Source organism: Streptomyces mangrovisoli (genome assembly GCF_000974985.2).
GTDB lineage: Bacteria > Actinomycetota > Actinomycetes > Streptomycetales > Streptomycetaceae > Streptomyces > Streptomyces mangrovisoli.
On sequence record NZ_LAVA02000053.1, the window covers coordinates 1 to 22,396 of the forward strand.

Here is a 22,396-nt window from a genome sequence, read left to right on the forward strand (position 1 = left end):
GGGCGGGGCCGCGGGGGCCTGTGCCTCTTGCGGCGGGTAGGCGTAACCGCCGGATGTCTGGGGCTGGGGCTGGGGCTGCGCGGCCGGGGGGTAGGCGTAGCCGCCGGAGGCCTGCGGCTGGGCGGGGGTGGGCGGGGCCGTCGGGGCCTGTGCCTCCTGCGGCGGGTAGGCGTAGCCGCCCGATGCCTGGGGCTGCGGCGGCGCGGGCATGGGCTGCTGCGGGGCCGGAGCCTGCGGGGCGGCCGCGTCCGGGGCCGCGGGCGGGTAGGCGTAGCCGCCGGACTGCGGGGCGGCCTGCTGCTGCCAGGCGGCGGGCGCCTGATCCGGCGCCTGCGGCTGGAACGGCTGCTGCGGGGCCTGCGGCTGCGGGGGCATCGGCGGGTACGGCTGCTGAGGCTGCGCGGGCCACTGCGCCGCCGGGGCGGGCGCGGCGGGCTGGTACGACGGCGGCAGCGGCGGTACGCCCTGCTGCGGCACGGGCGGCGGCGCCCACGCGGGCGGCGCGTCCTGGGCGGCGGTGTGGGCGGTCTGCGCGGCCTCGGGGGCCTGGGTCGGGTACGGGGCCGTCACCGGGGCGGGCGGCTGTTCGCCCTGGGCGCCCGCGACGCCGTCGTGGCCGCCCAGGGCACCCTCGGAACCGTCCTGGGCCTGCGAGTCCCGGGACGCCTCGGCCGAGTGGGGTGCCTGCGGGTCGCCGGGCCCGTGCTGCGGCGCGTCGGCGGCGGGCGCCGCGTCGGCTCCGGTGACCGGGGCGGCGTCCGCGCCGGGGGCCTCCGCGACCTCTGGGTCGTCCGTGTGCTCGGAGTCGGTGCGTGCGGAGTCGGTGTGCACGGAACCGGTGTGTGCGGAACCGGTGTGCTCGGCGTCCGCGGGGCCGGCGTCCGGCCCCTGCGCGTCGGCCGGCGTCTCCCCGGCTTCGGCCGTGGCGTCCGCTCCATCGGTGGGGGAGCCGGGCTCCTGCGCGGCGGTACCCCCGGACGTGGGCGCGTCCGCGTGCGCCACGGGCTCCTCGGGGGCCGCGGTGGGCGCGCCTGCGGCCTGCTCGGCGTCTCCCGCCGTACCCGCGCGCTCCGCGATCTCGCGCCGTAGCGCGACCGAGGAGATCCGCATGGTGGCACCGCTGACGAGGTCGCCGCTTCCGTCCTCCTCGTCCGCGAAGGCGGAGGAGTCGCCGATGCCGGAGGGACCGCCTGAGGCGGGCCGGCTGCCGGACGTGGGCCGGCCGCCGGACGCGGACAGGGCGCCGGACCCGGACAGCGGGTCGCCGGGCCCGGACAGGGCGCCGACCTCGGACTGGGTCCCGGACCCTGACCCGGACAACGCGCCCGCGTCGGACGGGGCGCCGGAACCGGCGGAGTCACCCGGGCCGGACAGACCGCCCGGGTCACCGTGGTCGCCGCCCTGCGCGCCCAGCGCCGCCGGGGTGGCGGACTGCGGGCGCGACCACGCCGGCGGCAGGTCCGGGACCGGCACCGGCGCGCCGACCGGCGGCGGAGGCGGCACGGAGCCGCTCGCCGGAGCCGCCGGGGACACGGGCCCGGCCGGGCCCGCCGCACCGCCGCCCGTCGCGCCGGACGCGTTCTGCGTGTACCAGGCCGGCGGCGCGTAGTCGATGGTGAACTCGCCCGTCATGTCGATGGCGGACTCGGCGTCGGGCTGGTCGTCGTCGGGTGTGCCCCAGCCCCCGCGGATCCCGTCCCGATCGCTGTTCACTGTGCCTCCTGAAGTGGTCGAACTCGCCCTCGTGGCGTGCTGGTGGCGGCCGCGGCCGCCGAACCGGCCGCCGGAACGCCCCCCTTGGGCCTCTGGAGCGCGCACGACCCGCTCACGGGTACTCGCGACGTGCCCTGCCCCAGCCTAATCACCAAGTCGGCGGGCCCGGCAGGCCCGCCCACCCGTTGATGTACGCCGGATACCGGCAAGTCGGACATCGGTCCCCAACTGCCGCGTCCGGGCCACCCGTCGGCCCCGCGGACGACTCCCTGAGGCCGCCTCCGCGGACCGGCACCCTGAGGCCGACCACGCGGACCGGCTCCCTCACGCCGCCGCCTCCGCGGACCGGCACCCTGGCGCCGTCCACGCGGACCGGAGACGTACGGCAGGCGCTGCTCAGTCCATCCGCCGTGCCATGCCCAGCAGTCCCGTCTCCGGGTCCGTCGGCTGGGTCATGACGTACTGCCGGTCCCGCTCGGTGCACCACAGCGTGACGCCGTCGGGCAGCGAGGGCAGAGACTCGAGTTCGGGGCGCGGCAGCCCGATCACCCGCCCGATCTCGGTGGCCTCGTCGGGGGAGACGCGCTGCACGCCCACGAGCCGCGCCTGCCGCATCAACCGGGGTGCCACCGGGCTCAGATACGGCAGCAGCGTCAGCACCGACTGCCAGGGCGCCGAGGCCACCCGCCCGCGCGGCGGCCGCATCCCGCAGTCCCGCACCACCAGCACCGGCGTGCCCGCCGACGCGCCCTGCGGGGGCACCCGGCCGACGTCGTGCACCGCGAGGCCGTTCTGCCCGCCGCCCATGGCGTGCACCATCGGCATCCACGCGGCGGCCCGGCCCGTCTCCACGGCCACCCGCGCGCCGGTCGCCGCCGCCCGCAGCGCGAGGACCTGCGCGGTCCACAGCCCGCCGATCAGCACGATGTCGTACGGCGTGGGCCGGTTGACGCCGAGCACGGCGGGCAGCCCCTCGGTGTTCACGCCCACCACGACGCCGTCGTCCCCGATCGGCAGGGACAGCGCGTCGACCTGGTCCACGGAGAGCGTGTGCCGCGGATGGCGCGGTCCGAGCAGCCCGAATCCGGCGCGCAGCCGCGCCCCGACGCCCGCGGACCGTCCGTCGCCGGAACCGGGGACCGCAAACGCCCCCGGGCCGGACGCGGTGCCCGCGCCCGAGGTCGTCGTCGATGAGGTCGGGGCCATCAGCGGGCACCTCCGAGCGGCAGAGTGGCCAGAACACCGGGCAGCTGTTCGCGGTCCAGGCGGACGATCCCGGCCCGCACCTGCCGGGCCGACTGCTCCAGATCGCGCCGGGCGGTGCTCAGTTCGCTGCTGCTGCGCCCGGTGATGCGCAGATGCCCGGTGAGGGACACGTCCTGCTGCTCGCCGCGGGCCAGCGTCAGGCTGAACGTCGTCGCCAGTGCGGGCACGGCCGTCAACTGCGCGACCAGTTGCGCCAGGGAGAGCCCCGAACCGCCCAACTGCGGCCAGCGGCGCACCCAGTACGTCGTGTGCCGGCGGTTGTCGCAGCGCCAGCTGCGGCTCGACTCCTCGGTCCGGCGCTGCGGCGCGTCACCGCGGCCGGCCTGCGCGGTCACCATCGGGTTGGCGCACGCGGACGTGGCGATGGCCGCCGTCAGCTCCTCCTCGGTGAGCACATTGGCCCGCAGCCCCGCCCCGGAGAGCCGGCTCGCGAGGTGCTCCGCCGACCGCGCCAGGCACTTCTGCGCCCCGACCAGGCCGCCACCGCGCGCGGCGACCGCCTCCGGGCACAGCTCGGGGTCGAGCTTCAGCGCGATCCACGTGATGCGCACCGCCGGGGAGCCGGTCTGCGCCTGCAACGGCGCGTAGTTGCTCACCACGACCGACTGCTGCGGCAGGTGCAGCGCGGGCGCGGGCTGTGTGTGCACCACGATCTGCGCCGACTCCAACCGGATGCCGTCCACGTCGAGGGTGTCCCGCACCAGCCCGACCGGCAGCGGCCGCAGCCCCCGCTCCGCCCGCAACGCGCCCGCGTCCGACTCCACTTGCAGTACGGCGGTCAGGAAGCCGCCGTCGCCGACCATGCCCACCGGCCGCCGGTCGTCGCCGCGGCCCAGGCTGAACGTCCGCAGATTCGGGTCGCATTCGACCGCCGGCGCCAGCCCGGCGTCGGTGCCGGCCGACACCTGGGCGCCCGCAGCGCGCCGCTTGCGCGCCCGCAGCGCCAGCAGGGTCCCCAGCCACTCCGGCAGGGAGTGCCCACGGCGCCGTACCAGAGCGAGCACCACCAGCACCGCCGCGACCGCGCCCGCCGCGACGAGCGCCACGGGGCCCGCGAGCCAGCCGCACACCACCAGCGCGGCGGCCAGCTCCAGCAGCACCAGCCGCTGCATCCCGAACGAACCACCCCGGCCGGAACGGGACTTCAGATGCGGAGTGGCGGCACCCCGACCCGCGACGGCCGAGGCCCCGGCGCGCTGCGCGGCGACAGAGGAGCCACGCGGGCCCGAACGGCCCGTCTCGTCCGGCTGTGCCCCCGATTGCGATCGCGACCGGGTCCGCGATGCGGCAGCCATCACTCCAAAACCCCCGAACTCTCCCGAAAAACCGTGCACCCAGGTTCCCGCAAGGTCTGAGCACCCTACCCGTGCCACGCGCACGGCCCGGCAACAGGCATAGTAGGGGGCGCATCTGACAGCTGAGGCAGCTGAGTCAACAGAGGCGACCACGGGCGGGGGCCGGATCTTCACAGGTCCCCCACGGCTCCGCAACGGGGAGAGAGCGGACACAGATGGCATCACGGCGGGACGAACTCAACGCCTACACCTTCGCGAAGCGCCGCACCCTGGCATCCTTCCTCCAGCCCTCGCCGACGGGCTCCGAGGAGGGCGCGCCCAAGCCGCTGGGCGCCCTGGTGCCGGGTGTCGTCGTGGGCATCGTGATCCTCGCCGTGTTCGGCGCGGTCGGCCTGTTCAGCCCCACCGCGCAGAAGGGCTGGGACACCCCCGGCGCGCACGTCATCGTGGCGAGCAAGTCCACCACCCGGTACGTGGTGCTGAAGACGGGCCACGAGACGCAGCTGCACCCCGTGCTCAACATGGCCTCCGCGAAACTGCTGCTGGACCCGAGCAAGGCCGACGTCATCACCGTCGACGAGAAGGTCCTCGACAGCGGCAAGCCCCCGCACGGCGCCACCATCGGCATCCCCTACGCCCCCGACCGGCTCCCCTCCGACGGCGAGGCCGTGTCCGCGAAGCACTGGGCGGTCTGCGAACGGCCCAGCGCCGGCGGACGGACCATCCAGAAGGCCGCGTTCGTCCTCGCCGAGAAGGACTGGTCCAAGACCGAGGGCGGCGGCAGGCTCTCCGGTGGCGACCTCATGTACGTCGTCGGCCCCGACGGCACCACCCAGTGGGTCGTCGACGCGCACGGCTACAAGTACCAGGTCGGCGACGCGCAGGACAAAGAACTCCTCAAGGCCCTCGACACCCAGGGCCGCGCCCCGCAGCGCGTCTCCCAGGAATGGCTCGACACCCTGCACACCGGCGACCCGATCGCCATTCCCACGATCGACGGGCAGCCGGGAAGCAAGGCCGGCGCCCTCTCCGGCTTCGACCAGTACGACAAGGTCGGCGAGGTCATCAAGGCCCCCGACGGCCGGGTGATGCAGTACTACGTCGTGCTCCGGGGCAAGGTGGCCCGGATCTCGGAGTTCACCGCCACGCTGCTGCTCAACAGCGGCGACCTCGTCGGGGTCGGGCAGGCCGGTGAGGCGCAGCAGGTCAGCCCCGGCGCCGTCGCCGACAGCACCACGTTCGCCGCCGACAAGAAGTGGCCGACGTACCGCCCGAGGACCGTCAACGACGGCTCCAGCGCCACCAGCGGCGCCAACACCGTGTGCGACGTGCTGCGTTCGGTCGACTCCGGCAACGGTACGACGACGCTCTCCACCTGGGTCGGCACAGGCTTCCCCGCGCAGCTGCCCACCGGCTCCTCCAGCGCCTACGTCACCCCCGGATCGGGCCAGCTCTACCGGCAGTTCCAGGGCACCGAGACCAAGGCGGGCGGCGTCTTCCTCGTCACCGACACCGGCCTGCGCTACGCCCTCCAGTCCAACAGCGACAGCGCCACCGACGACCAGGGCATCGGCACCTCGGACGCGCAGCGCAAGCAGGAAGCCAGCGAGGCCCAGATCGCCCAGACCCGCCTCGGCTACGACAAGGTGACCCCCGTGCCGATCCCGGCGGAATGGTCGACGTTCCTGCCGACGGGGCCGCGACTGTCCGAGGCGGCGGCACGGCAGCCGCAGGGCTCCTAGGCGCGGCGGGGGAGAGCGAACCGATGCTGAAGGACTGGGATTCGAGGATGCGGGCGGGTGCGCGGCGGGCCGCCGTCCTGGCCGCCGCCACGGCACTCACGGCGACGACGTCCGTCCTCGCCCTGCCGGCCGCGGTGGCCCACGCGGACGACGGCGGCGAGTGCACGTTCCCGTCGAAAAACTACTCGGGCCGCCCCTGGGCCCTGCAACGCGTCAACCTCGACGAGTTGTGGGCCCAGTCGACCGGCAAGGGCGTCGAGGTCGCGGTGATCGACACCGGGGTGGACGTCAAGAACCCGCAACTCACCAAGGCGGTGAACGGGTCGCTGGGCAGGAACTTCCTCCCCCCGAAGAACACCAAGGGCGAGAAGATCGACCGCGGCAACACCCACGGCACCACCGACACAGTCGGTCACGGCACCAAGGTCGCCGGCATCATCGCCGCCCGGCCGCACTCGGGCACCGGCTTCGTGGGCCTGGCCCCCGACGCCACGATCATCCCCGTGAAGCAGAACGACGCGGACGGCGACGGCACCGCCGAGACCCTCGCCGAGTCCATCCGCTACGCCGTCGACAAGGGCGCGGACGTCATCAACATCTCCCAGGACACGGCCAACGCGGTGGAACCGGACGGGAAGTTGCAGCAGGCCGTGGGCTACGCCCTGGCCAAGCAGATCGTCGTCGTGGCCTCGGCGGGCAACGACGGACTCGGCGGCAACGTCAAGGTCACCTACCCCGCCTCCTACGACGGCGTCCTCGCGGTCGCGGCCTCCGACCGCAACAACGAACGCGCGTCCTTCTCCCAGTCCGGCGACTTCGTCGGTGTGGCGGCCCCCGGCGTCGACATGATCTCCACGGTCCCCGGCGGCGGCCACTGCTCGGACAACGGCACCAGCTTCTCGGCCCCGTACGTCGCCGGAGTCGCCGCGCTGCTGAAGTCCAAGTACCCCGACTGGACGGCGAAGGAGATCGTCGCCCAGATCGAGGAGACCGCCGAGCGCTCCATCCCCGGCCGGGACCGCCTGGTCGGCTGGGGCGTGGTCGACCCCGTGAAGGCCCTCACCGACGTCGACCCCGCGCACCCGGTCGAATCACCGCGCCCCGAGGGCGGAGTGACCGGCGCCGAGGCCCCGTCGGTGGCCCCGCTGCCCGTGGGCGAGACAGCCGAGGAACGCGACACCCGCCTCGCCACGTATGTGATCGTCGGCGCGGGGGTCTTGGTGGCGGGGCTGGCCGGCACCGCCGTGGCCGTACGCGACACCAGACGCCGCCGCGCGAGGCTGCACGACCCCGCCTGACGAAGGCCGGCGGTCAGGGCTTCGGCAGACAGGGCTTCCGCTTCTCGAGCGAGGCGGTGTAGCCGGAGATCAAGGTCTTCATGGCGGACTCGTCGGAACGGCCGGGCTTCAGCACGCTGATGAAGGTGCTGATGTCCTCCTCCTCGACCGCGGCTCCTCGGCACTCGACGACCGACGTCGCGGCGTGATCGACGTACGCGATGGAGCCGCCCTGCGCCGACTTCTGATCCCAGATCGAGAGCCGTTCGACCAGCAGACCCCGTGCCGTGGCACCGGCGGTGATGCGCTCCTGGCTGACCACCAGTACCTCGTGTCCGTCGACCGACACGTTGCACAACATGGTGCCGTCGTCCACATGTCCGTCCTGCTCGGCCGTGAGCTTCTTGCCGGAGGCGGGCAGCAGGCGGGTGAGGGCGTCAACCGGGACGGATATTCCGCACAGGGTCTTCGGAACGGTGAACTCGTGGTCGGGCTGGTCCGAAGAGCACGCCGCCGTCGCCACCGCTGCGACGAACAGTGAGACTCCCCGCAGAACGTCTGACGTGATCTTCACGGTGCCTTGCCCTCCGAGTTCCACTGGGCGCCCTCCGAGTGGCTGGCACCGGCGGATTCGCGTACGGCCCTCCTCAAGTCGTCGGCCGTGTCGGAATTGATGGCCTGATTGTTCATCAAGGCGTGATCGACAGCGGACTCAGCCGATTCGATGGCCGCGCGGCGCCCGGAGGTGTAGCTCGAACTGGCCTCCGCACCCGCCTCATTCGAAGTGTCCTGCTCGATGCTCTTCATGATGGACTCCTGGATGTCCTCCGAGGCCCATTCGAGCGGAGCACCCGCGACGGGAACGCGTTCGCCGACCTTCTCGATGCCCATGCCGAGAACGCGGTTCACCCACTTCTGCTTGTCGGCTGCCGCTTCGTTGTAATCGGCGTCGGCCGCGGCGTGGTACTCGTAGATCGCGTGAGCCCTGGAGTCGCTCATGATGCCGGCGATCACCGACCCGGGGGCCACGGCGGCTCCCACGCGTCCGTCCAGTGATGCCGTCGACTGGCTGTCGCCGTTGATGACGTGGTCCACGACCTGGCTCGTGTAGGCCTGCTGGCCGCTTGTGATCGTGGCATAGGCGTCGGGGTCCTGCCCCACCTCGCTCAGGAAGCGAACCGTGTGCCCCGTGTCCAGATCGGCCGGTTCGCCGAAGGCGGGGAAGAGATCACTGCCGGGATCCTCCTGGTACATGGTCCGCTGAAAGTCCCCCATGTACTCGGACGTGATGTCGCCGAGGCTGTCACGCAGCGCGTACAGCGGTCCCGAGTCCTCGTCCACGTCGCCGTTCTCGTTGTGCCGGATGAGTTCCGGGTTCGCGCCGAACTTGTCGACGATCTCGCTCACCAGGTGCGCGCGTGCCGCGGTGTGCCTGATCGCGTCGGCGGTGTCGTCGCTGTCGTACGGCCGTCCCGTCGTGGCCGCTTCGAGCGCGTGCCCGAGCGCGTCGGGACCGAAGTTCAGCGCGTTCTTCGATTTGTCCTGGTCGGCGAAGACATTCGTGTCATTCGTGTCGATCGTCCACTCGAAATCCTTGTCGGTGAACAGGTCGAGGTAGGAGTCGAAGCCGACGCGACCGCCGGTCCTGACCGTGCCGTCCTCGTTGTACGCGGTGGGCGGCTGGGTGAAGAACTTCTCGGCGGCCCCGGGACTGTGGCCGAGGGCTTCCAGCACGCTGTTGAGCGGGTCGTTGCCCGTCCCGAGTCTCCCCGACGGATTGAAGCCGTAGAGGTCGGGATTGCCGGCGGGCTTGTTCTCCAGGAAGAAGTACGGGTCTTTCTGGTGGAGTTGCGTGATGTGTTCCGCGATCGGCGTGAGGAAGCGTGCGTCGTAGTCGCCGTAGCGGAGCAGCCCGCCGAGGACCTGATACCCGTACGGCTTGTTCATCTGCCCGCGCTCCCAGCCGATCTGCCGGGTGCCCAGGCGCCGGAACTCCGAGTTCCAGCTCTCGGGCAGGTGGTACCTGTGGTCGGGGTCCGTGGCGTCGGCCAGGGTCTGGCCCATGGCCTTCTGAAGGTCCCGCACCTCGTCGAGCCGGGTCTTCGTCGCGTCGGCGCCGGTGCCGTCGACGGACATCTCGGCGTAGAACTCCAGGGTCTTCTCCGGTCCGCCGAGGCCCTTGTAGAACTCGGTCGCGAACTCTCCGTCCTTCTCGGTGGAGTTGAACCGGAGCAGGCTGTTGAGCTCGCGCAGTTCCGCGTCGGACATGTGGTGGCCCTTGTGCGCCAGCTCCAGAGCGCGCTCGACCTCGGCGTCGTTCAGGGACGCGTAGGCGCTGTGTCCCGCGTTGTGGGCATCGCCGCCGTGGCTCCTGGCCAGCGCCCGGGCGACAGAGGCGTCGATCTCCGCGGCGTGGGCGAGGATCCGGTTGATCCGCCCCTCCAACTCCTGTCGGCCGCCGAGCTGTTCGTGGGTGTGCTCGTCCGAATCCCCCCGGACATGCGGGAAGAAGCATCGAACCCTGCCGCCGCCGATGTCCTCCACACGGACGCCGAGACTCGAAGCGTCCTCCTGGACGGCCTTCTTGAGCTGCCGCTGGAGAGAGGCGAGCTCCGTCTGTCCGTCGTCGAGCACCTGGAAGATGCTGTTCGCCTCGGTGTGGAGGTCAGCGATCTCCTTCGTGGTTTTGGTGATGAACTCCCGGGTGACGGTCGCGTTGACGCCGGCCCAGCGGGCGGCGTCGGATGTGGCCTGCATGCCCTTGCGGGCGTTCTCCGCGGTCGCCTTGAGCCCGTCGACGGTCTTCTTCCAGTCCGAGACGGACGCGGCGAGCTTGCCGAGGTCGACCTCGATGAGGTCGGTGAACGTGAACGCCATCGGGGCCCCCTACTCGAAGTACTGGTCGAGCTGCGAGACGGACAGGGCGGAGCCGTCACGCTCGCGTACGGCCGCCGCGATCGTCTCGTCGTCCTCCGCGTGCCGTTTCCGGCTGTAGTCGAGGTGGTTCGAGACATGTGCGCACGCCTGCAGCACGGAGTCGACCTGTGAGGTCCACACCGTGACGGTCGTCTCCAGGGCGCCGCCGATGGCGAGGCCATGGGACTTCAGCTCGGCGGCGGCCCGCATCGTGGTGCCGGCCCCGCTCTTGTCCGCCCCCGCCCCGGCGATGTCGGCCTGCGCGCGCACGTGGTCGTAGAGGACGTGCGCCTCGTGCCCCACGGCACCCAGATCGTCCTGGTGCACCACCAGGTCGCCCGAGTCCGCGGATCCGCCACCGGAGTCGGCCGCCACCTGGTCGAGATGGGTGTGAGGCGACTGCCGTTCGGCCGCCGAGGCCTTGAGGTGCTCCCATTCGTCCCACGTCACGCGTGCATCACTGTCCCCCGTGAATTCGTGCTCCAGAGCCCGACTCGGTTGGACGATGCCACCTCCGGAAGCCGGGCCAGGTCAAGTCGGCAACCCGGAACAGGGAAATTTCTCGCCATGTTCGGGGCTTGCCGATCACTCTCCCGGGTGGAGGATTGCGCGAGTTCATGCCGACCCACGGATGAATGAACGGGCGCCGCGTGCCGGGGAAGGGTTGTTGTCGCCCGCCCATGACGCTCACGGTCAGTCAGTGGCCCGACACCGTGCGGTAGTTGAGCCTTCACGATCCTTCGCAGCAAACCGGTGATTCCGGGCAAAGCGCGGCGCCTGATGCTAGGCCGTAACTGAGTTAACACACACCCTGGTTGGACCTGATGTGCCGTTTGACTACAGTGGTAAAGGCGTTGAGAGGAACGGCTCGCTTTGCGATCGTAGGGCGGGTGAGCGATCGGTCCCGCTCGGCGCGTATCACGGGGTGACGGGGAGAAAACGGGGAGGAGCGTCGTGCTTCCGGCAGACATGGTGGGGGGCGTGTCGGCGACCAGGGCCGCGAACCTGGAAGCCAGTGGAGAGGCGTTGACCACGTTCATGAAGCGGGTCGACGGGGTCCTGCGCGACCTGGAGTCGTCGGCGGGCAATCCGACGAAGGTCAGCGCGCAGACGATCAGGGCGGGCTCGCTCAACAGCGGCACCCAGGGCGACTTCCCTGAGGCGCACGGCCTCTACGAGCAGTACCACGCGGTCCACGAGAAGCTGACCAGCCTGTCCAAGACCCTGCACCTCCAGATCGAGGCGATCGGCATCGCGGTCCAGGGCGCGCACAAGGGCTTCGACGCGCTGGAGGAGGACCAGCGGCGGCGGTTCTGGGAGATCCAGACGGAGATCGACAAGCTCCAGCCGAAGAAGAGCAGCGCCAGCGGCGGCGACGGCACTGACGTGAAGGCGTGACGATGACGGACAAGCACAAGGCGGACTTGGACCGCGTCTCCGGCCAGAACAGCTTCACGGACTTCGCCCGGGGCATCGAGGACAAGCCGAAGTCGGGCGGCTTCCTCAACAACATCATGCGCTCGGCGGTCGATTCGACGGCGTACGGTCACTCGATGCACGGCCGTACGCAGTTCGAGGACTACCACCTGAACCGTATGGTCGACATCGTCGAGGCGACCGACCCCGAGGACCTGGAGTCCTCCGGCAAGGCGCTCTGGGACGCGCGTGACGCCATCAAGTCGGCCGCCACCGAACTCGGCGGGCACATCGAGAACGTGACCTGGGTGGGCGAGTCGGGCGACGCGTTCCGCACCTGGGGCCGCTCGCTGGTCACCAACACGCATGCGCTGAGCGACTTCGCGGGCGGGGCGGGCGACCAGATCACGGCCGCCGCGGTGGGCCTCGCGTCCGTGCGCAACGCCATGCCGCCGCGCGACCCGCGCAGCACCCCGAAGGCGCCCACGGCCTTCCCCAAGGCCAAGCAGGTCAAGACCAACGACGCGTACACCGCCGCCGTGCACCAGGAGAGCAACCGCCAAGAGGCGATCAACCAGATGAATCGGTTGTCGTCGTACTACGCGGTGTCCCGGGACGAACTGGCGACGCTGAACGAGACGGCGCCCACTTTTGAGTCGATGCCGGATGTGGGGGTGCCGAAGCCGAAGGGGGGAAGCATCTGGGACTCCGGCAGTGCATCCAATGCGGCAGCTGTGGGACACACCTCCGTAGCAGCGTCGTCCGCGCACCACTCGTCCGCGACACCAGCTACTCACACGGTCGGCCACCAGACGACGGACACCCCGGCGCCCGTGACGCACACTCCAGGGACCGTCCCTCACGCGGACACACCCACGGCGCCGGCGCACACGCACATCGACACGGTGGGCACCCTGCCGACGACGACGGTTCCGTCCACCGGCCACAATCCGCCGGCGACGGGGAGCCCCTCGGTCGGTGGCGGCGCGAGCACCATCGAGCCCAGCCCCGTCGGTCCGCTGCCCGTGTCCGGGCGAGGCATCAGCGGAGCGGGCGGTATGCGCGGCACCCTGGGGACGCAGGGGCGCGCCGGCACCTCCGGAATGGGCGAGTCCGGCACGGGCCGTACGTCGGGACGTGGCACCACGGGCCAGATGGGCCGCGCCACCGAGACGGCCGGCCGCTCCCTGACCAAGGGATCCGGCGCCGGGGGCAAGGCTTCCGCCATGGGCCGAGGCGTCACCGGAGGCACCCCGCGTGCCACGGGGACGCGGGCCGGGGGTGGCCCGTCCACCGGCGCGGGGCGCTCGAACGGCGTCGTCGGAGGACGGCCCACGTCCGCGACCGGCTCGGGCAAGAACGGCTCGCGCATCCCGCGCGGCAACGTCATCGGTGCCGAGGAGGAGACCGGTGCGCGGCCCGCGACCGGGCGCCCCGGTCAGCGGGGTGTCTTCGGCGCCGCCGAATCCACGGGGCGGACCGGCGCCAACTCGCCCACCTCGCGTGCCGGTACGGGCTCGTCCGAGGCCGTCACGGGCCGTCCGGCAGCGACCAACTCCGCCGCGCGGGCCGAACGCAACGGCATGACCCGTGGAGGCTCTGGTCTCGTGCGCGGAACTGGCGGCCATGGAAGGTCCCGTGACCGGGAGCACGATGAGGGCACAGCCCGCCCGGACTACCTGGTCGAGGATGAAGAGACCCATCTGCCCGACGAGCCCCGGCGCGACGTGCCGCCGGTCGTCGACTGAGCGCGAACGAGGACACACAGACACCATGAAGTCAGAGACCGGCAGGCGAGTCGACGAGGCTGCCCTCCTCAGGACGCGCCGTGCGGGACGGACGCGCGCCGTGGGCGCGTTCGTCGGCGCTCTGGGCGTCGTGAGCGTCGGATTCGCGCCGAGCGCCACTGCCTACGATGCCCAGTCGCAGGAGTGGTACCTCAAGTCAATGCAGGCCGAGCAGATGTGGAAGGTCAGTACGGGCAAGGGCGTCAAGATCGCGGTCATCGACACGGGGGTCAACCCGAACACGCCGTCGCTCAAGGGACAGGTGCTCACTGACGAGACCCCCGAAGCGGTCGCGTACCACGCTACCGACGACTATCAAGGTCACGGCACGAGCATGGCCGAGCTCATCGCGGGGACGGGTGTGGGCGGCGGCGTCAAGGGGCTGGCGCCGGGGGCGAAGATTGTCCCGTACCGCATCCGACTTGAGGGCGTGAAGAAGTCGGAAGAGGCCAAGACGCCCGAACCGGCGGATGCCATCAGGGCCGCGGCCGACAGCGACGCCAAGATCATCAACATGTCCTTCGACTCACCCTATGTGGACCCGGAGGAGGAGGCGGCCATCAAATACGCCGCCTCGAAGGGAAAGTTGCTGATCGCCGGCACCGGCAACACGGATTCGGGCAAGAGCCGGATGGGCTATCCCGTCTCCTATCCTTACGTCGTAGGTGTCGCCGCCGTGAACAAGTCGTTGAGCGTGTCCAAGTTCTCGACTAGCGGAGGCTACGTCGATCTCGCTGCGCCGGGCGAGTCGATCCCCGGATGGTGCGACGCCACCCTCCGCTCGTACTGCGATCGCAAGGGCACGAGCGCCTCGTCCGCGATCGCCTCTGCAGCAGCCGCCCTCATCTGGTCCGCCCACCCCGACTGGACCGTCAACCAGGTGACCCGCGCGCTGATCGACACCGCGGGCCGGACCTGGGCGAAGGACAACCCGAGCAAGTACGCGGGCTACGGCTTCGTCCGCCCGCGCATCGTCCTCGCGAACCCCCACTACGACCCGGGCCCCGCCAACGAGGACCCTCTCGCTGACGCGAACGGTGGCAACCTCCTGGCCAACTCCGCCAACACCCCCACCCCTTCCGCACCAGCCTCGTCACAAGCCTCCGACTCCACTTCAGGCGGCGCCACTTCCGCGGCAGGATCGAGTGAGGACTCCGGCGGCAGCACGTCGCTGTGGGTCGCGATCGGTGCGGCGCTCGCGGTGATCGTCGCCGGCGGCGCGGGGTTCGCGGTGGTGCGGGCGCGCCGCGCCGGGTGACGTCGTACACCGCTGTCCGCCGGGACAGTCGGTTCACACAACGCAGACAGGAAGGACTGGCTGATCATGGCAGACCAGAAGCTCGAAGATGCAGCGGTAGTCGCTCTCCAGAAGCAGATGTACGAGAAGTACGAGGGCATCAGCACCCGGGTCCACCGGCTTCAGGCCGTCATCGACGGCCTCGAGGGCAAGTGGCAGGGCATCGGCCGTGCCGCCTTCGACAAGAAGCAGTACGAGATCAACGAGTCGCTCAAGAACATCGGCACCATCCTGGGCGATGTCATCGAGGCGATGACCAAGACGCGCAACATCAAGGACACGAAGGAAGACGAGGTCCGCGCCGCCGTCGCGAAGATCGACGTGCAGGACGGCGCGTCCACCACCCCCATCTCCTCGCTGAGCTCCTACTGAGCCTGCTGAGCCCTGCTGATCACGAAAGAGACGAGGTAGACAGGCATGGCCAATAACTCCGACGGATTGTCGGTCACTTACGACGGGCTCGACCACGCCGCCACCAACATCGGCAACGAGGCCAAGCAGCTGGAGCAGGACCTGGCGGAGCTGCGCAACCTCGTGGTGAAGAGCCTCCAGTACTGGGAGGGCCAGGCCCAGGGCACCTTCAACGAGAAGCTGCACAAGTGGGACAAGGAAGCCGGCGACATCCACACCGCGCTGGCCGGCATCGGTCACGTCGTGTACCAGTCGGGCGGTACCTACATGGAGGGCGACAAGAAGGCCGCCTCCTACTTCCAGTAGGCAGCCGGGCCGCGGCAGGCGGTCGTAGATAAGGGTGGGCGCGCGCGGGAGGCGCCCACCCTTCCGCATGCCCGGCCCCTGCCCCGACCCTGCCTCGCCCCTGCCTCGCCCCTTTCCGACCCCCGCCCCACCGAGACGCACCAGAGCCCCGCCCCGCCGAGACGGCGGAACGGGGCCCCGGACAGCGGTGGGCCTACTCCCCGTCGCCCACCAGCCCGACCTGCACCATCGGCTTCCCCCGCCGCCGCGACACGAAGATGCCGCGCCCGGCCGGCATCGGCCGCGGCCGTACGCCGCCGAGGAGGTCGCCCTCGGCCGGGTCGCCGGCCAGGACCACGCCCTGCGCGCCGAGTTCCTTGATGCGCTGCATGAACGTCTCGTAGCCGGCCCGGCTCGCGCCCGCCGTGGAGCGGGCGATGATGAAGCGGACGCCGACGTCGCGGGCGAACGGCAGCAGTTCCGTGAGGCCGGCCAGCGGGTTGCCGCTCGACGTCGACACGAGGTCGAAGTCGTCGATGACCACGTAGACCGTCGGGCCCCGCCACCAGCTGCGGTCGCGCAGCTGCTCCGGGGTGACGTCCGCGGTCGGCGTGCGGCGCTGCATCAGGTCCGCGAGGGCGTCCATGTGGTGCTGCATCTGGTTCGACATCGGGATGTACTCCGCCAGGTGCGAGGTGGGCGTCACCCCCAGCAGGGACCGGCGGTTGTCGACCACGAACAGCTTGCAGCTGTCGCCGTCGTAGCGCTCGGTGAGCCGCTTGATCAGCAGCTTCAGCAGGTTGGACTTGCCGGACTCGCTCTCGCCGAAGACGAGGAAGAACGGGTCCTGCTCGAAGTCCACGAACACCGGTTCCAGGTTGTCCTCGTCGAGCGCGAAGGAGACACCCCGGTCCGGGAAGCGGTCCCCGCCCGGCAGCTGCGCGTCGGGGAACTTCCTCGGCAGCAGGCGCACTTCGGGGGCGCCGGGCTGCTGCCAGTGGCGGCTGACCTCGGCCGCGAGGGCCTGCGCCGCCTCCGCCAGGTCCGTGTCGGACGACAGCCCGTCGATCCGCGGCACGGCCGCCATGAAGTGCTGCTTCTGCGGCGTCTGGCCGCGGCCCGGCACACCCGTGGGCACGTTCGCGGCGACCTTGCGGTCGAACTCCGAGTCCATCGGGTCGCCCAGCCGCAGCTCCAGGCGGTTCATCAGGTGGTCCTTGAGGTTGGCGCGGACCTCCATGGAGCGCGACGCGGAGAGCACCAGGTGGATGCCGTAACCGAGACCGCGGGCCGCGATGTCCAGCACCAGCGGCTCCAACGTCTCGTAGTCCGTGCGGAAGTTGCCCCAGCCGTCGATGACGAGGAAGACGTCGCCCCACGGCTGGTCGGTCACCGAGATGTCGCCGCGCGCCCGCCGCGAGCGGAACTCCGCGATCGAGGAGATGCCCGCGGTGCGGAAGTACTCCTCGCGGCGGGTCAGCACGCCGTACACCTCGGCCGTGGTGCGCCGCACCTTCTCCGGGTCGAGCCGCGAGGCGATCCCGCCGACATGCGGCAGCCCGGCCACGGACGACAGGCCGCCACCGCCGAAGTCCAGCCCGTAGAACTGCACTTCCTGCGGGGTGTGGGTGAGCGCGAACGACGCGACGAGGGAGCGCAGCAGCGTCGACTTGCCGGACTGCGGGCCGCCGAGGACCTGCATGTGACCGGCCGCGCCGCCGAAGTCCACCCACAGCGGGTCGCGGCGCTGCTCGTACGGCTTGTCGACGAGGCCGAGCGGGACGACGAGGCGGCCCGCGCCCTCGTAGCCGGGCTGGGTCATGCCGCGGCCCGCGACCGGCGCGAGGCCGGGCAGCAGCGAGTCCAGCGACGGCGGGCTGTCCAGCGGCGGCAGCCACACCTGGTGCGCGGCCGGGCCCTGCGCCTCCAGACGTCGTACGACGACGTCGAGCACGGTGTCGGCGAGCGCGTCGTCCTTCTCGCCCCGGGGGGCCTCCTCACGCTGCCGGGGCACCGCCACGTACTGCACCGGGACCTGCGCGGCGGTGAACAGCACGGGCCTGCGGTCGACCGGGAGCGGGCCGCCGAGCGCGGCCGCGGCCTGCGAGCTGGAGCGGTACACGCCGGAGACGTAGGCGGCCTTGAAGCGGACCATCTCGTCGGTGCCGTACTTCAGGAAGCCCGAACCGGGCACGTTCGGCAGGTTGTAGGCGTCGGGGACGCCGAGCGCGGCGCGCGACTCGGCGGCCGAGAACGTGCGCAGACCGATCCGGTACGACAGATAGGTCTCCAGGCCGCGGAGCCGGCCCTCCTCCAGGCGCTGCGAGGCGAGCAGCAGATGCACGCCCAGCGAACGGCCGATGCGGCCGATCTGCACGAACATCTCGATGAAGTCGGGCTTCGCGGTGAGCAGTTCGCTGAACTCGTCGATCACCAGGACCAGCGAGGGGATCGGCTGGAGCGGGGCGCCGGCCGCGCGCGCCTTCTCGTAGTCGTGGATGTTGGCGTAGTTGCCCGCGTCGCGCAGCATCTCCTGGCGGCGGTTGAGCTCACCGCGGATGGAGTCGCCCATCCGGTCGACGAGGGTGAGGTCGTCGGCGAGGTTGGTGATCACGGCCGCGACATGGGGGAGCTGCGCCATGCCCGCGAAGGTGGCGCCGCCCTTGAAGTCCGCGAGGACGAAGTTCAGCGTCTCGGAGGAGTGGGTCACCGCGAGGCCGAGGACCAGGGTGCGCAGCAGCTCCGACTTGCCGGAACCGGTCGCGCCGACGCACAGGCCGTGCGGGCCCATGCCCTCCTGCGCGGCCTCCTTGAGGTCGAGCATCACGGGCCGGCCGTCCTCGCCGAGGCCGATCGGCACCCGCAGCCGCTCCGACTGCGAACGCGGCCGCCAGGTCCGCCGGGTGTCGACCGACGCGGCGTCCCCGAGGTTCAGCAGATCGGTGAACTCCAGGTTCGCCAGCAGCGGTTCGTCGTCGTCGCCGCCGGACGCCATGCGCAGCGGCGCCAGCTGCCGGGCCAGGGCCTCCGCGGCCTCGTACGACAGCACGTCGGGCGTGCCCTCGTAGACCATGCCGTGCGCGGACTCCAGACGCAGTTCCTTCGGGTGTACGACGACGGACAGGTCGCCGCGTCCGGAGGCGAGTTCACCGGGTACGACCTCGACGACGGTCACGCCCTGGAGTCCCTCGGGGCTCGCCAGCAGCGAGGTGGGCGGCAGCGAGACACCGTCCAGCATGACCACCACGTGCGGCTGTTCGGGGACCGGTGCTCCGCCCGGGTGGAACCGGGGCCGGCCCTCCAGGCGCGAGCCGAGCAGGTCCTCCAGCTGCACCGGGTCGGTCGTGATGAGCCGCTGGCTGCCCGCGCCGTCGGCGAGGCCCGGCGCCTGTGCGTGCGGCAGCCACTTGGCCCACTCCCACTCGGGCGACGACTGGCGCCCGGTGACCACGGCGACGACCAGGTCCTCGGGGGAGTGCAGCGAGGCCAGGGAGGCGGTGAGGGCGCGCGCCGCGCCCCGCACGGTGCCGGGGTCGCCGCTGACCGTGACGTGGTAGAAGGCGCGCAGCGACACCGCCATCGGCAGGTCGTCGAGGGTGCCGTGGGTGGACAGGAAGCGCTGCATCGCGCCCGCGGTCAGCGGCTCCAGCTCGTCCACGGGGGCGGTCTCCGGCGGCACCAGGGGAGTTGCCAGGCCCTGCGGTCCGAGACCCACCCGCACCTGCCCGAAGTCCTCGTCGCCGGACCGCCGTTCCCACACCCGGCTGCCCTCGGCGACCAGCGCCCACAGTTGCTCCGGTGAAGGGTGCAGGTAGTACTGGGCGTCCCGCTGGACCTGGGCGGTCCGCAGCGCCGTACGCCGGGTCTGCGACAGGTACCGCAGGTAGTCGCGGCGCATGTCGGCCATCTGGCCCTGGTTTCCGCGCCGGTAGCGGACCAGCATCGAGACGCCCATGCCGATCGTCGACGCGATCATCACCAGACCCATGATCTTCATGAAGGGCTGGGCCTGCGGGTTGAAGAAGAACACCACCGAACCGCCCATGCCGAGCATGGGCAGGAGCTGCATCAGGGCGCCTTCCTGCTGCCCCCGCGGGAGTTCCGGCGGAGACTGAAGCACGACCTCGTCCGTGGGCACGTCCCCCGGCAGTGCCCGAGGCGGGCGCTTGACGACGATGTGGCTCACTACGCACCAATTCCCTTGCCGGACCGGGTTGTTTCGTCCACCGCCCCGTGTCAGGCGGACGCCGGCCGCGAAGCGCGATCCTACTGACAACCACTGCGGGCGGAGGGCGGTAGGGTGCCCGTGAGACGTGTGAGCAGTTGCGAATCGATACGGGAAAACCGGGCGAAAACGCAGCGTTCGCAGCCGACGTCTCGCGTGAAGGCCCGAAGCCGGCGCCGCAGTTGACCGGTGACGTGGACAACGCGGCACAACCTACACAGGATTTTCACGGGCGGAGGGGGCTCGGCGACCCGCGCGCCGCCCCGTCGCCTACGAGGGGGAGCAGCAGGTGAGCATGACGGCCTCCGCGCCGGCCGGCGCGACCGGCGGAACGGGCACCACGGCCCCTTCCGGGACGGGCACCGGATTCGGCTTCTGCCGGGTGACCATCGTGGCACCCGACAGCCGTATCGACGTCGCCCTGCCCGACGACGTACCGGTCGCCGACCTGTACCCCGAGGTCCTGCGGCTGGCCCAGCAGAGCCCCGCCGAGGGCGCGCCCGTCGGCTACCACCTGGTCCGCCGCGACGGCACGGTCCTCGACAGCGCCCGCTCCTTCGCCGCGCAGCGCATCCTCGACGGCGAACTGCTCACCCTGCGCCCGTTCTCCGAGTCGCTGCCGCCCGCCGTCTTCGACGACGTCTCCGAGGCGGTGGCCTCCGCCGTCACCCGCGACCGCGCCCTGTGGAACGGTGAACTCACCCGCGCCGCAGGTCTCGTGGCGGGCGGCATCCTGCCCGCGCTGCTCGCGTTCGTGGCCTGGAACTCCCAGGTCCGCCACGACATGCACAGCCTCCAGGGCATCCTGGCCGCCGTCACCGGCATCCTGCTGACCACCGTGGCCTGCGTCCGCGCCCGCGTCTACGACGACCGCGGATCCGCCGTCGCCCTCGGTCTCGGCGCCCTGCCGAACATCGCCGTCGCGGGCTCCGGCCTGCTCGCGCTCTCGGCGGGCCAGGGCATCGGGCGGCTGCAGTTCCTGCTCGCCTGCACGGCTGTCCTGGTCGCCGCCGTCGTGCTCACCCTGGTCTCGCCCGGTGGCGACGGCCCCTTCGTCGCCTTCGTGCTCGCCTCCGCGATCGGCCTGATCACCACCTTCATCGCGACCCTCACCGACCTCAGGCCCATCGAGACGGCGGCGATCTGCGCGCCCCTGTCGGTGTGCGCCCTCGCCTTCCTGCCCGGCCTGTCCATGCGGTTCGCCCGGCTGCCCATCGGCTTCGAGGCGCCCAGCACCGCCCGCGGCGGCTACGGCGAGTCCGGCGAGAGCGCCGCCCAGCAGCCCGTCGACGCCGAGCGCGTCGCCGCCCAGGCCCGGCGCGGCCACGAACTCCTCGTCGGCCTGGTCGGCGGCTGCGCCCTCGTCGCGGTCGGCGCCTCGATCGTCCTCGGCTTCTCCAGCAACATGTGGGCCCAGCTGCTGGCCCTGGCCACCGGCGTCGCCCTGCTCATGCGCGCCCACCTCTTCCGCTACACGGCGCAGGTCGGGGCCACCCTCGCGGCCGGTCTCGCCGCCCTGGTCCTGCTCGGCCTCGGGCTCGCCCTGAACCCGCCGCACACCTACTTCCGCGACGCCCTCCAGGGCGACCACACCGCCCTCGACATCCGCAGCGTCTGGCTCGCGGCCGCCGTCGCCGCCGCGGCGGCCCTGGTCACCGCGATCGGCCTGATCACCCCGCGACGCGGAGTCACCCCGTTCTGGGGCCGCTTCCTGGAGATCGCCGAGAGCTTCGTCCTGCTCACCCTGATCCCGCTCGCCCTTGCGGTCTTCGACGTCTACGAGCGGGCGCGGGCGATGACCAGCTAGGGCGTGTCGCGCCCCAGGGCGTGTCCGACGACGACGAAGGGGCGGCACGCGCGCGTGCCGCCCCTTCGTCCTGCTCGTGCAGACCGTCTCACTCCGCGGCCGCGGCCCCGTCCCCCGGTGCCGGTTCCAGATCGAACTCCCCGTCCCGGGCTCCCAGCACGAACGCCCGCCACTCCGCCTCCGTGTAGCGCAGCACCGTGGCCGGGTCGAGCGACGAGCGCATGGCGACGGCCCCGCCGGGGAGGCGGGCGATCTCGACCCGCTCCTCGTCCCGCTCGGTGCCCGGCGCGCACTCCCACTCCACGCCCGAGATGTCCAGACCGTAGAGTTCGTCCCGCTCCCGCTCCTTGCGGGCCTTGATCTCCTCCGCCGTCTCCGTCATGCCGAGCGACCCCTTCCCGCCGTACACGATGTCCCGCCGTACACGATTGACCGGCGTCACCCTAGTGGGGCCGTGCGTGCCCCCGAGGGTGTTCCGGCACGTGGGCGAAGGCGCCCACGTCGGCCTGGTACCCTGAGTGACGGCCGTTCGTGTCCGCGCTTTGCGGGTCCTGCCCGAAACCGCGTCCGACGGATCCCGCCTTCCGAGTCACGGAAGCTCCCCCGAGTAGCAGACCGGGGGCGCTCGGTGGGCACTACAGACATATGAGGAGAACGCGTGTCGCTCGACGCCGCAACGAAGAAGCAGATCATCGCCGATTTCGGCACCTCCGAGGGTGACACCGGCTCCCCCGAGGTCCAGGTCGCGCTCCTGTCGCGCCGGATCTCCGACCTGACCGAGCACCTCAAGGCCCACAAGCACGACCACCACTCGCGCCGTGGCCTGCTGATCCTGGTCGGTCAGCGCCGCCGCCTGCTGCAGTACCTGGCCAAGAAGGACATCCAGCGCTTCCGCGCGCTGGTCGACCGCCTCGGCATCCGCCGCGGTGCGGCCGGCGCCAAGTAAGACGTTCAAGGGG

Annotated in this window: 17 protein-coding genes; 9 read left to right on the forward strand and 8 right to left on the reverse strand. The window is 71.5% G+C overall.

Annotation, left to right across the window (positions count from 1 at the left end):
- The 3 genes from WN71_RS22425 to eccE all read right to left on the reverse strand — a co-directional run.
- The coding region (locus WN71_RS22425; RefSeq protein WP_276208127.1) for an SCO5717 family growth-regulating ATPase at nt 1–1,713 on the reverse strand (1,713 nt) is incomplete at its 3' end.
- 396 nt (nt 1,714–2,109) lie between these two features.
- Entirely contained in the window at nt 2,110–2,919 is an 810-nt protein-coding gene (locus WN71_RS22430; protein ID WP_046584736.1) for a hypothetical protein, read from the reverse strand.
- Nucleotides 2,919–4,091: a type VII secretion protein EccE gene (eccE, locus tag WN71_RS22435; protein WP_046584735.1), complete on the reverse strand. Its 1,173-nt coding sequence runs from the start codon at nt 4,089–4,091 to the stop codon at nt 2,919–2,921. The genes WN71_RS22430 and eccE overlap by 1 nt, the downstream gene beginning before the upstream one ends.
- A 398-nt stretch (nt 4,092–4,489) precedes the next feature.
- On the opposite strand from eccE, the gene eccB reads away from it, so the two are divergent.
- Nucleotides 4,490–6,016, forward strand: a complete 1,527-nt coding sequence (gene eccB / locus WN71_RS22440; RefSeq protein WP_046584734.1) for a type VII secretion protein EccB — start codon at nt 4,490–4,492, stop codon at nt 6,014–6,016.
- A gap of 23 nt (nt 6,017–6,039) precedes the next feature.
- On the forward strand, nt 6,040–7,314 hold the full coding sequence (mycP, locus tag WN71_RS22445; protein WP_206300122.1) for a type VII secretion-associated serine protease mycosin: 1,275 nt from the start codon (nt 6,040–6,042) through the stop codon (nt 7,312–7,314).
- 13 nt (nt 7,315–7,327) lie between these two features.
- Here mycP and WN71_RS22450 read toward each other — a convergent pair whose 3' ends face one another.
- Genes WN71_RS22450 through WN71_RS22460 form a run of 3 tightly spaced genes read right to left on the reverse strand, consistent with a single transcriptional unit; the run spans nt 7,328 to nt 10,659 of the window.
- A complete protein-coding gene (locus WN71_RS22450; RefSeq protein WP_046584732.1) occupies nt 7,328–7,867 on the reverse strand; it encodes a hypothetical protein in 540 nt (179 codons plus the stop codon).
- Nucleotides 7,864–10,170, reverse strand: coding sequence for a DUF6571 family protein (locus WN71_RS22455; protein ID WP_046584731.1), 2,307 nt, complete (start codon nt 10,168–10,170; stop codon nt 7,864–7,866). Before WN71_RS22455 ends, WN71_RS22450 begins: the two co-directional genes overlap by 4 nt.
- Nucleotides 10,171–10,179: 9 nt before the next feature.
- Nucleotides 10,180–10,659, reverse strand: a complete 480-nt coding sequence (locus WN71_RS22460) for a hypothetical protein (protein WP_046584730.1) — start codon at nt 10,657–10,659, stop codon at nt 10,180–10,182.
- Between the two features lie 504 nt (nt 10,660–11,163).
- On the opposite strand from WN71_RS22460, the gene WN71_RS22465 reads away from it, so the two are divergent.
- The 5 genes from WN71_RS22465 to WN71_RS22485 all read left to right on the forward strand — a co-directional run bounded on the left by WN71_RS22465 (nt 11,164) and on the right by WN71_RS22485 (nt 15,426).
- The gene (locus tag WN71_RS22465; RefSeq protein WP_046584729.1) at nt 11,164–11,607 is read left to right on the forward strand and encodes a DUF2563 family protein; all 444 of its coding nucleotides are present in this window, start codon (nt 11,164–11,166) and stop codon (nt 11,605–11,607) included.
- A 2-nt stretch (nt 11,608–11,609) separates the two neighbouring features.
- Nucleotides 11,610–13,373, forward strand: coding sequence for a hypothetical protein (locus WN71_RS22470; protein WP_046584728.1), 1,764 nt, complete (start codon nt 11,610–11,612; stop codon nt 13,371–13,373).
- Between the two features lie 100 nt (nt 13,374–13,473).
- Complete coding sequence (locus WN71_RS22475; RefSeq protein WP_240529717.1) at nt 13,474–14,670, forward strand: S8 family serine peptidase; 1,197 nt, start codon at nt 13,474–13,476, stop codon at nt 14,668–14,670.
- A gap of 66 nt (nt 14,671–14,736) precedes the next feature.
- A complete protein-coding gene (locus WN71_RS22480; protein ID WP_046584727.1) occupies nt 14,737–15,081 on the forward strand; it encodes a WXG100 family type VII secretion target in 345 nt (114 codons plus the stop codon).
- A 45-nt stretch (nt 15,082–15,126) separates the two neighbouring features.
- Nucleotides 15,127–15,426, forward strand: coding sequence for a WXG100 family type VII secretion target (locus WN71_RS22485; RefSeq protein ID WP_046584726.1), 300 nt, complete (start codon nt 15,127–15,129; stop codon nt 15,424–15,426).
- 193 nt (nt 15,427–15,619) lie between these two features.
- Here the strand turns inward: WN71_RS22485 and eccCa are convergent, their stop codons facing one another.
- On the reverse strand, nt 15,620–19,591 hold the full coding sequence (eccCa, locus tag WN71_RS22490; protein ID WP_046584725.1) for a type VII secretion protein EccCa: 3,972 nt from the start codon (nt 19,589–19,591) through the stop codon (nt 15,620–15,622).
- A gap of 334 nt (nt 19,592–19,925) precedes the next feature.
- Between eccCa and eccD the strand changes: the two genes are divergently transcribed.
- A complete protein-coding gene (eccD, locus tag WN71_RS22495) occupies nt 19,926–21,437 on the forward strand; it encodes a type VII secretion integral membrane protein EccD (protein WP_046584724.1) in 1,512 nt (503 codons plus the stop codon).
- Between the two features lie 88 nt (nt 21,438–21,525).
- Here the strand turns inward: eccD and WN71_RS22500 are convergent, their stop codons facing one another.
- Nucleotides 21,526–21,819: a DUF397 domain-containing protein gene (locus WN71_RS22500; protein ID WP_052742999.1), complete on the reverse strand. Its 294-nt coding sequence runs from the start codon at nt 21,817–21,819 to the stop codon at nt 21,526–21,528.
- A 276-nt stretch (nt 21,820–22,095) separates the two neighbouring features.
- Between WN71_RS22500 and rpsO the strand changes: the two genes are divergently transcribed.
- Nucleotides 22,096–22,383: a 30S ribosomal protein S15 gene (gene rpsO, locus WN71_RS22505; RefSeq protein ID WP_046584723.1), complete on the forward strand. Its 288-nt coding sequence runs from the start codon at nt 22,096–22,098 to the stop codon at nt 22,381–22,383.
- The last annotated feature ends 13 nt before the right edge of the window (nt 22,384–22,396 follow it).

Coding starts and splice junctions, on each gene's coding strand:
- WN71_RS22430 (WP_046584736.1), bottom strand. CDS start 2,919: ATGGCCCCGACCTCATCGACGACGACCTCGGGCGCGGGCACCGCGTCC.
- eccE (WP_046584735.1), bottom strand. CDS start 4,091: ATGCAGCGGCTGGTGCTGCTGGAGCTGGCCGCCGCGCTGGTGGTGTGC.
- eccB (WP_046584734.1), top strand. CDS start 4,490: ATGGCATCACGGCGGGACGAACTCAACGCCTACACCTTCGCGAAGCGC.
- mycP (WP_206300122.1), top strand. CDS start 6,040: ATGCTGAAGGACTGGGATTCGAGGATGCGGGCGGGTGCGCGGCGGGCC.
- WN71_RS22455 (WP_046584731.1), bottom strand. CDS start 10,170: ATGGCGTTCACGTTCACCGACCTCATCGAGGTCGACCTCGGCAAGCTC.
- WN71_RS22470 (WP_046584728.1), top strand. CDS start 11,610: ATGACGGACAAGCACAAGGCGGACTTGGACCGCGTCTCCGGCCAGAAC.
- WN71_RS22480 (WP_046584727.1), top strand. CDS start 14,737: ATGGCAGACCAGAAGCTCGAAGATGCAGCGGTAGTCGCTCTCCAGAAG.
- WN71_RS22485 (WP_046584726.1), top strand. CDS start 15,127: ATGGCCAATAACTCCGACGGATTGTCGGTCACTTACGACGGGCTCGAC.
- eccD (WP_046584724.1), top strand. CDS start 19,926: ATGACGGCCTCCGCGCCGGCCGGCGCGACCGGCGGAACGGGCACCACG.
- WN71_RS22500 (WP_052742999.1), bottom strand. CDS start 21,819: ATGACGGAGACGGCGGAGGAGATCAAGGCCCGCAAGGAGCGGGAGCGG.